Source organism: Dietzia sp. SYD-A1, assembly GCF_015356725.1.
Taxonomy (GTDB): domain Bacteria; phylum Actinomycetota; class Actinomycetes; order Mycobacteriales; family Mycobacteriaceae; genus Dietzia.
The window spans coordinates 1-8469 of record NZ_JADDKI010000067.1; the positions used below are offsets into that span (position 1 = coordinate 1).

Here is an 8469-nt window from a genome sequence, read left to right on the forward strand (position 1 = left end):
GATCACCCCGGCGAACGTCGGCCTGCTCGCGGGCACCGCCCTGGACGGTGTGAGCGTGGTGTCGGCGGTGATGCGCGCGCCGGATCCGCGCGCAGTCGCGATGGACCTGCTCTCACGCTGGGATGGGGCCCGGGTTCGCGGGTGATCCCGCCGCCCGCGCAGTCCGTCACGGGGAGGAGGACCGGGGTAGCACGAACCGGGTCACGGGATCGAAACCGCGCCACCGCGCCCATGGTGCCCGTACCGTCGGCAGCATGCAGGACAGCACCCCGGACCAGATCACGATGGTCGAGTTCCCCAGTTCGTCGATGCCCGCGACAGCCGACTTCCTGGCCAGGGTGTGTGGCTGGACGCCCACCGTGTACGGGACGTCGTACACCGACCTCACCGGCGGCGGGATCGAGGTGGGGATCCAGGGTGACGACGACGAGCAGTCGCAGGCACCTCTGATGGTGATCCGGGTGTCCGACCTGGCCGAGGCCCGCGGCCGGGTCGAGGCCGCGGGCGGCGTGGTGACCCTCGACCCGTTCTCCTTCCCCGGTGGCCGACGGTTCCACTTCCGCGAGCCGGGCGGGAACGAGATGGCCATGTGGGTGCCGGAGTAGCCACCGCCGCACGCCGCCGCGCACAGCCGAGCGCCGCCTCCATTGAGTCAGCTCAGGGAACCGAGCCGGCTCGCGGAGTCGGTTCGAACCCCTCCGGCAAGGCCAATCGTGTGAGTTTGGCCGGGTTGGAGTGGAAATAGACCCGCGTGACGCGGTCGTCGACCACGCCCAGCTGGGCCACCCGGACGACCCCGCGGGACACCACCGCCAACGCGAACTCCCCGTTGACCTCGACCGGCGCGATCATGCCGCCGGACAACTCCGCGGCCTTGATGAGGAAGTACGCACACTTGCGGGCCCCCACGATGTCCCTGCGGGCGGCGTTGACCTTCCCGTCGCTGTCCGAGACCACCCGGACGTCCGCGGTGAGCACCTCGATCGTCTGCTCGAGGTCACCGGCCAGGACGGCCTCGACCAGGCGCGTGATCACCGGCTCCGGCGCACGTTCCGGCGGCCGCAGGTCGGTGTCCAACCGGCGGCGTGCCCGGCTCACCCACTGGCGCACCGTGGGCACGGCCGCGTCCAACGTCTCGGCGATCTCGGCGTAGGGCAGGGCATAGGCCTCGCGCAGGACGAAGGCCGCCCGCTCATCGGGTGCCAGCTGCTCGTAGGCGAGGAGGACGGCGATCCGCAGATCCTCCCGCTGTTCGGCCAACTCCGCCGGAAGCAGGGCGGTGTCGACGGGCTCGGGCAGCCACGCCCCCACGTAGTCCTCCCGCCGTCGTCGCCGTAGCCGGTCCAGACACAACCGGGTGGTGACGGTGGTGAGCCACGCCTCGGGGTTGTCGGGGTGAGAACCCGGGTCGAGGCCGACCAGGCGGGCCAGGGCCTCATCGGCGGCGTCCTCTGCGTCGGCCCACGTCCCCGTGATGCGGTATCCCACCCCGAGCAGTCGCCCCCGGACCCGGTCCACTGCGGTCCGGTCGAGTCCGGCGAGCCCACCGGCCGCGGTCACCTCGGACGAACGGGATCGATGTCCTCCGGGCGGACGCCCTTGAGCGACCCCGGGTCCTTCCTGGTCGCCACTGCGATCCGGTTCCATGCGTTGATGGTGACGACTTCCATGAGCAGCTGTCCAGTGCCCGCCTCACCTCGGTGTCGGACCATCTCGTCCCAGAGGTGGTCCGGGACCGAGTCCTCGCCACGGACGTTCGTGATCGCGTCAGCGAATCGCAGGACCACGAGGTCCCCCGCGGACAGCTCACCGGCGTGGGCGGGCCAGTCCTCGGCGGCGAGGATCCGGGCGTCGTCCCAGCCGTCCTTACGCGCGTCGCGGCGATGCATCGCGGTGCAGAACCGGCACTCGTTCACCGCCGAGACCCGCAGTCTGACGAGGTGGCTGTCGGAGCGGGAGACCCGGGCCCTGGTGTAGGCCTCGAGCGCCAGCATGGGCACCATCGCGCCCGCGCTGACCTGTGTGCGCTGGTGCTGTGTGCGCTGTCCCTGTGTGTGCGGTCCGTGGTCTTTCCGGTGAGTGCTCATACCCCTTCGACGCACCAGCACTCCCGGATGTGACAGCGGATCGGTGTGATCACCTATGGCGATCTCCGGGGCCCCCTCCTAGCCTGGTCACATGACCGATCCCGATGATCTGTTGCTCTCCGACTCCGAGCGCCTGCACGCGCTCACCGCGCTGGGCGACCATTATGCCGCCGGTCGTCTCGACGACCCGGAATTCCATTCCCGGTCCGGTGACATCGCGGCCGCGCGCACCCTGGGTCAGTTGCGGTCATCATTCCGGGATCTGCCCGGAGGGATGCCTCTGAGCAGCGTGGACGGCATGATCGTGCAGACGGCGGCGGCGGGGGGTGGTGAGCTGGCGCGCACCTCGTCGTCACCGGCGGTCTCGGACCCGGATCGCGAGCTCCAGGATCTCCGCAAGCGCGGCAAGACGGTGGAGACCCTCGACGGCCTGGTCCTCGGGGCGACGCTCGTGGCGTTCCTCGTGCTGCAGTTCGTCGTGGGCTGGGATTACGCCTGGATCGTGTGGCCCTCGCTGGTCCTGACCCTCGGGGTTCCGCGCGCGATCCTGCAGTTCTCCGACTCGGACGAGGAACTCTACGAGGAGCTCAAGGAGTCCGACGACGAGGCCCGCAAGGAGCGTCTGCGCGCGGCCACCGAGCGGATCCGCGAGTTGGGGGACGGGCGCGAGACGCACTAGACGTACTGACCGCGCAGGTCAGGTCTGCTCGAGCGCGACGCCCTTGCGCTCCGGGAGCGTGAACGCCGCCAGGGCGGCGACGACGAAGGCCGCCGCGAACACCCCGAAGACCACGACCGTGCCTCCGGCACCCAGCATCACCGGGACGAGCAGCGGCGCGACGATGGAGGCGATCCGACCGAACGCCGCCGCCGCGCCGGTGCCGGCGCCACGGGTCGAGGTGGGGTAGAGCTCGGGGCCGATCGCGTACAGCGCGCCCCACGCGCCGAGGTTGAAGAACGACAACGCCATCCCCGCGGCGACGATGGTGGCCGGCGTCCCCGCGAGACCGAACAGCCCCGCCGCCACCGCCGACCCGACCAGGAACACCGCGAGGGTGACCCGGCGACCCCACACCTCGATGAGCCACGCCGCCACCGCGTACCCCGGTAGCTGGGCGAGCGTGATGATGAGTGTGTAGCCGAACGACCTCACCAGATCGAAACCCTGGGAGACCAGCAGGCTGGGCAGCCAGATGAACGCGCCGTAATAGGAGAAGTTGATCCCGAACCACACGACCCACAGTGCGCCGGTCCGTCGTCTCAGGCGCGGGGACCAGATCGACTCGCGCGCGGACTCCCCGCTGGCGGATGCGTCGCGGCCGGGCTCCCCTGCTGGGGCGTTCGCCGCGGCGGGCGGTTCGACCCCGGCCGAGGCCTCGTACTCGCGGACGATCCTCTCGGCCTCGGCGCCCCGACCCCTCGATTCCAGGAACCGCACCGACTCGGGCAGTCCGAAGCGCACGACGAGCGCGTACGCCGCCGGGACCAGCCCGATGGCCAGCGCCCAGCGCCAGCCGTCGTCGCCGATCGGCACCACGAAGTATCCGATGAGCGCCGCCATGAGCCAGCCGACGGCCCAGAACCCTTCGAGGATCACCACCACCCGGCCGCGGATACGACGCGGCGCGAACTCGCTGACCAGCGTCGAGGCGACGGGCAACTCGGCGCCCAGGCCCAGGCCCACGATGAAGCGCAACGCGATGAGCATGGCGATACCGGTCGACAGCGCCGCCGCACCCGTGGCCAGACCGTAGACCAGCAGGGTCGCGGCGAAGACCTGGCGACGCCCGATCCTGTCCGCGAGCAGTCCGCCGAGCGCGGCGCCGATCGCCATGCCGACGAACCCGATGGACCCGATCCAGGACAGCTCGGTGGGGGTCAGCGCCCAGTGCACGGCCAGGGCGGCCATGACGAAGGAGATCAGGCCCACGTCCATGGCGTCGAGTGCCCAACCGACGCCGGATCCGACCAACAGCCTGCGGTGCTTGCGGGTGAACGGTAGGCCGTCGAGGCGCTCCGTGCGGGTGGTCATGCGCGACAACGCTACTCGCCGGACGGAGGCCGGGCGACGCAGGAAGTTCCCCACGAACCCTGGACTTGGACCAGCGTCCGGGTAGCCTGGTGGAGACTGTGTTGAGCATCACACACTGGGAGTGCCTCGTGGACACCACCGATCACGCCAGCCCGGGCGGCGCCGACTTCGACATCGTGATCCGCGGCGGGACCGTCTACGACGGCACCGGCGCGCCGGGCCTCCGCGCCGACGTCGGGATCCGGTCCGGCGTCGTCGCGGCGGTGAGTCCCTCCCCGCTCCCGGTATCGGCGGGCACCCGCGTCATCGAGGCCGACGGCCGATGGGTCATGCCCGGATTCGTCGACACCCACACCCACTACGACGTGGAACTACTGGTGTCCCCCGGCCTGGGCGAGTCGGTCCGCCACGGGGTGACCACCGTGCTCGTCGGCAACTGCTCACTGTCCGGCGTGTACTCGGACACCGTCGATGTGGCCGACCTGTTCAGCCGCGTGGAGGCCCTCCCCCGGGACGCCGTCCTCGACGCACTCGAGCGCACCACGTCGTGGTCCGATGCGGCGGCGTGGCGGAGGGCGGTCGAGTCCCTGCCGCTGGGGCCCAACGTGGCGAGCTTCCTCGGCCATTCCGATGTCCGCGCCTCCGTGATGGGACTGGGCCGCTCGACCGACCCGGAGCACTCCCCGAGCCGGCGGGAGCGCCGCGAGATCGCGCGGCGGGTGGAGGAGGCCCTCGACGAGGGGTTCCTGGGGGTCTCCACCATGACCAACCCCTGGGACAAGATGGACGGCGACCGCTACCGCTCGCGCACCCTGCCCTCCACGCACGCCTCGTGGAAGGAATTCAGACAGATCAGCCGGATCCTCCGGCGACGCGATCGCGTCCTGCAGGGCGTTCCGAACCTCAACACGAAGGTCGACGTGGCCTTCTACGTGGCCACCAGCACGGGCCTGCTGCGCAAGCCGCTCAGGGTGTCACTGCTCGCCGCGGCGGACACCCTCGCCGAGCCCTGGGTCAACCACATCTTCCGGCCCCTGGCCTGGGTGGCCAACTCGCTGGGACGCGGCAGGTTCGTGTGGCAGCACCTGCCGACCACATTCAAGGTGTGGGCCGACGGGATCGATCTGGTGGTCTTCGAGGAGTTCGGCTCCGGGCGCGAGGCACTGCACCTCAAGGACGAGATGGCCCGCACGGACCTGCTCGCGAAGGAGGGCTACCGGCGTTGGTTCCGGCGGGACTTCGAGAAGCGGTTCAGCCCGCGGGTGTGGCACCGCGACTTCGACGACGCCCTGATCGTCGCCTGCCCCGACGAGTCTCTGGTCGGAAGGACCGTCGGCGACGTCGCCCGCGACCGGTCACTACACCCCGCGGACTGTTTCCTCGACCTGGTGGTGGAACACGGCGCAGACCTGCGGTGGACCACCACGATCGCCAACGCCCGCGACAAGGTGGCCAACCGGCTCGTCAACACCCCCGGCGTCACCATCGGGTTCTCCGACGCCGGCGCGCACCTGCGCAACATGGCCTTCTACAACTTCGGCGTGCGCCTGCTCGAGCGTGTACACGACGCGGATCGTCGCGGCGCCCCGTTCCTGTCCGTCGAGAAGGCGGTGTTCAAGCTCACCGGGGAACTCGCCGACTTCTACCGGCTGGACGCCGGGCGGATCACCCCCGGTCGCCGCGCCGATGTGGTGGTGATCGACCCGGCCGGGCTCGACGGCGAGTCGCTGGGCTACCACGAGACGGAGATGCCGGAACTCGGCGGGATCCGCCGCATGGTCAACCGCAACGACCGAGCGGTCACCGCGACGATCATCGGCGGCCGGGTGGTCTGGCACGACGGCGAGTTCGCGCCGGGTTACGGCTCGGACTACGCGTCGGGCCGGTTCCTGCCCGCGGGGCGGCGGATGAACCCGGCCCCCACCGGTTCCGTACCCCGGGTCAGCCGCTCGGCGGTCCACGGCCAGGTGAACAACGCCCACACCACCGCGACCACGGCTGCCGCGACACCGATGTAGACCGGCCAGGGGCCCATCAGATCCAGCGGCGACCCCTCCGGCGGAGCATGGCGGAGGTACCCGTAGTTCGCCCCGGCGATCAGGTTGACCACAGAGGCCACGGCAGCCCAGAAGACCGTGAACACGAAGGTGAAGCCGAATCCTCGCCAGGTCGGCCGCAACCCCAACCCCCACACCAGGACCACCGGGGCGATGAAGGCGGCGACATGGGAGAACCAGAACATCCCGTACTCCACTGGTGGGGAGAAGCTGTAGTTCAGGTCCGGGGTCACCAGCGCCATCAGGTTCAGGGACAGACCCCAGAGGTACGCCACCGCCACCGCCCACCCGGCGCGGGTGATCAACGCCACCGGGATGATGATCCGGGCCCAGTCCGAGAGATCGGCCGGGATGGCCTGGGCGGGGTCGAACCGGCCGGGCATCAGGTCCCAGAGGATCCAGCCCGCTCCGACGAGCAACATGAGCCACCCTGCGATGGTGATCGCCCGGTCCACGGCTCGGGAGCCACGGTACCGACGCACCACGCCCAGCAGAACGGCTGTCATCACCACCGTGACGGCCAGAGCGGAGAAGTGGGCCACACCGAAGAGAGGCATCGAGCCGAGATCCTCCTCGGCGGCCAGAACGGTCGCCTTGGTGGTCATGTCCCCACCCTAACCGGATCGCCACGGAGTGCCGGCGGTCGCGACGCGGGCACACTGGACCGGAGAAACCGCGATCGACGAAAGGGTCCGCGCCGTGTCCGACTCACGCCCATCCGACTCCCCGCTCACCGACGACCTGCGCCGCCTGCTCGCCCTGCCGAATCCGTGCGTCATGGCGACGCTGCGCAGAGACGGGTCACCGGTCACGGTGCCCACGTGGTACCGGCTGGTCGGGGACCGTATCCATCTCAACCTCGACGCCGGACGGGTCCGCCTCCAGCACCTGCGACGCGACCCGCGCGTGGCACTGTCCGTGCTGCAGGTGGACGACTGGTACTCGCATGTGAGCATCCAGGGCCGGGTCACCGAGATCACCGAGGACCCGGACCTGTCGGGGATCGACGCCCTGTCCCGGCACTACACGGACCAGCCGTACCCGGTCCGTGATCGTGCCCGCGTCGATGCCTGGGTGGAGGTCGAGCGGGTACACACATGGGGGGCCGCGGCACGATCCTGAGTCGGCACGGCCCCACTCGGAATACCGTCAGAGCACGCCACACTCCCGGGAGCCGCACATGTCCGACCGTTACCCCCTTGCCGAACTCGCCGGTCTACCCGAGGACCTGAGGGAACGCATCCTCGCGGAACAGGAGAAGGCCGGATTCATCCCCGAGGTGTTCCTGATGTTCGGGCGACGCCCTGCGGAGTGGCGGGCGTTCTTCGCCTACCACGACGCCGTGATGGACCGCGAGGGTTCGAACATGTCCAAGGCGGACAAGGAGATGATCATCGTGACCATCTCCGCGCAGAACAACTGCCAGTTCTGCGTGGTGGCGCACGGGGCGATCCTGCGTATCGTCAAGAAGGACCCGTACCTGTCCGATCAACTGGCCGTGAGCCATCACAAGTCCGACCTGACCCCGCGCGAGCGCGCGATCTGCGACTTCGCCACCAAGGTCAACCTGCGATCCGACGAGCTCGTCGACGCCGACTACGCCGCGCTCCACGAACACGGACTGGACGACGAGGACGCGTGGGACATCGCGACGATCACCGGCCTTTTCGGGCTGAGCAACCGGGTGGCCAACGCCACCGACATGCGGCCGAACCCGGAGTTCTACCTGATGGGGCGCGCGCCACGGTCCTGACGGCCGCACGGGTCATCGTCAGCGGTTGACCGGCGTGGTCGGGCTCCAGTGGAATCCCCGGTCGAACAGGTAGCGGAACTCGGGGTCCTCGGCGAGAGTGACGTCCACCCCGTCCCCGCTCAGCGCGATCCCATCGGGCGCCGGTGACCACCTGAGGGTCAGAGTGCGCTCGGGGTCCCTCACGAGACCGTATGTCCCCTCGCGGACCGGATACAGCTCGATCGTGATCACCTCGCCGTCCACGGAGTAGCGCCCGTCATGGAAGTCCCCGTTGGCCAGGCGCAATCCGAAGCGCGCCCGGTCCGCACCGTGCTGCCCGAAGGCCACCTGCTGCCAGCGCACATCGTCGACCAACTGCTCGGCGGGCGGCGCCGTGTCCTCGACCACGCGATAGACCCCGGCGACCTGGGAGAACGCGGTCGGCGTCCCGCCACCCGCGGCCATGACGCCGAGAACCGCGCCCGGAACACAGAGGGCCACCACCGCGAGGATCGGCCCCGTCCACCTTGTGACGCGCTGACCCCGGGGCCAGGGGATCGG

The 8469-nt window shown here is 70.0% G+C and carries 9 protein-coding genes and 1 pseudogene; 5 read left to right on the forward strand and 5 right to left on the reverse strand.

Annotation, left to right across the window (positions count from 1 at the left end; genetic code table 11):
* Positions 1-254: 254 nt before the first annotated feature.
* Positions 255-605 (forward strand): VOC family protein, encoded by a 351-nt coding sequence (locus IY392_RS03580; RefSeq protein ID WP_107758264.1) that lies wholly within the window; start codon positions 255-257, stop codon positions 603-605.
* Between the two features lie 52 nt (positions 606-657).
* On the opposite strand, the gene IY392_RS03585 is transcribed toward IY392_RS03580, so the two are convergent.
* Together IY392_RS03585 and IY392_RS03590 are read right to left on the reverse strand one after the other, a co-directional pair.
* The gene (locus IY392_RS03585; protein WP_182612358.1) at positions 658-1560 is read right to left on the reverse strand and encodes a sigma-70 family RNA polymerase sigma factor; all 903 of its coding nucleotides are present in this window, start codon (positions 1558-1560) and stop codon (positions 658-660) included.
* Positions 1557-2003 (reverse strand): carboxymuconolactone decarboxylase family protein, encoded by a 447-nt coding sequence (locus IY392_RS03590; RefSeq protein WP_194860518.1) that lies wholly within the window; start codon positions 2001-2003, stop codon positions 1557-1559. The genes IY392_RS03585 and IY392_RS03590 overlap by 4 nt, the downstream gene beginning before the upstream one ends.
* A gap of 175 nt (positions 2004-2178) precedes the next feature.
* On the opposite strand from IY392_RS03590, the gene IY392_RS03595 reads away from it, so the two are divergent.
* Positions 2179-2766: a DUF1707 domain-containing protein gene (locus tag IY392_RS03595; protein ID WP_107757648.1), complete on the forward strand. Its 588-nt coding sequence runs from the start codon at positions 2179-2181 to the stop codon at positions 2764-2766.
* Positions 2767-2784: 18 nt separating this feature from the next.
* On the opposite strand, the gene IY392_RS03600 is transcribed toward IY392_RS03595, so the two are convergent.
* The gene (locus tag IY392_RS03600; RefSeq protein WP_194860519.1) at positions 2785-4119 is read right to left on the reverse strand and encodes an MFS transporter; all 1335 of its coding nucleotides are present in this window, start codon (positions 4117-4119) and stop codon (positions 2785-2787) included.
* 128 nt (positions 4120-4247) lie between these two features.
* On the opposite strand from IY392_RS03600, the gene IY392_RS03605 reads away from it, so the two are divergent.
* The gene (locus IY392_RS03605) at positions 4248-6137 is read left to right on the forward strand and encodes an amidohydrolase family protein (protein ID WP_375292886.1); all 1890 of its coding nucleotides are present in this window, start codon (positions 4248-4250) and stop codon (positions 6135-6137) included.
* Here IY392_RS03605 and IY392_RS03610 read toward each other — a convergent pair.
* Positions 6131-6781, reverse strand: a pseudogene (locus tag IY392_RS03610) (TIGR02206 family membrane protein); the annotation flags it as partial. The gene IY392_RS03605 and the pseudogene IY392_RS03610 overlap by 7 nt on opposite strands.
* A gap of 94 nt (positions 6782-6875) precedes the next feature.
* On the opposite strand from IY392_RS03610, the gene IY392_RS03615 reads away from it, so the two are divergent.
* Both IY392_RS03615 and IY392_RS03620 read left to right on the forward strand, forming a co-directional pair.
* Positions 6876-7298, forward strand: coding sequence for a PPOX class F420-dependent oxidoreductase (locus tag IY392_RS03615; RefSeq protein WP_182612356.1), 423 nt, complete (start codon positions 6876-6878; stop codon positions 7296-7298).
* Between the two features lie 58 nt (positions 7299-7356).
* A complete protein-coding gene (locus tag IY392_RS03620; RefSeq protein WP_194860520.1) occupies positions 7357-7929 on the forward strand; it encodes a peroxidase-related enzyme in 573 nt (190 codons plus the stop codon).
* 18 nt (positions 7930-7947) lie between these two features.
* Here the strand turns inward: IY392_RS03620 and IY392_RS03625 are convergent.
* A partial coding sequence (locus IY392_RS03625) for a hypothetical protein (RefSeq protein WP_228548978.1) occupies positions 7948-8469 on the reverse strand: 522 nt, incomplete at its 5' end.

Bases quoted from the DNA above. Each gene is read 5' to 3' on its own strand.
- IY392_RS03580 (WP_107758264.1), top strand. From the start codon at position 255: ATGCAGGACAGCACCCCGGACCAGATCACGATGGTCGAGTTCCCCAGT.
- IY392_RS03590 (WP_194860518.1), bottom strand. From the start codon at position 2,003: ATGGTGCCCATGCTGGCGCTCGAGGCCTACACCAGGGCCCGGGTCTCC.
- IY392_RS03595 (WP_107757648.1), top strand. From the start codon at position 2,179: ATGACCGATCCCGATGATCTGTTGCTCTCCGACTCCGAGCGCCTGCAC.
- IY392_RS03600 (WP_194860519.1), bottom strand. From the start codon at position 4,119: ATGACCACCCGCACGGAGCGCCTCGACGGCCTACCGTTCACCCGCAAG.
- IY392_RS03620 (WP_194860520.1), top strand. From the start codon at position 7,357: ATGTCCGACCGTTACCCCCTTGCCGAACTCGCCGGTCTACCCGAGGAC.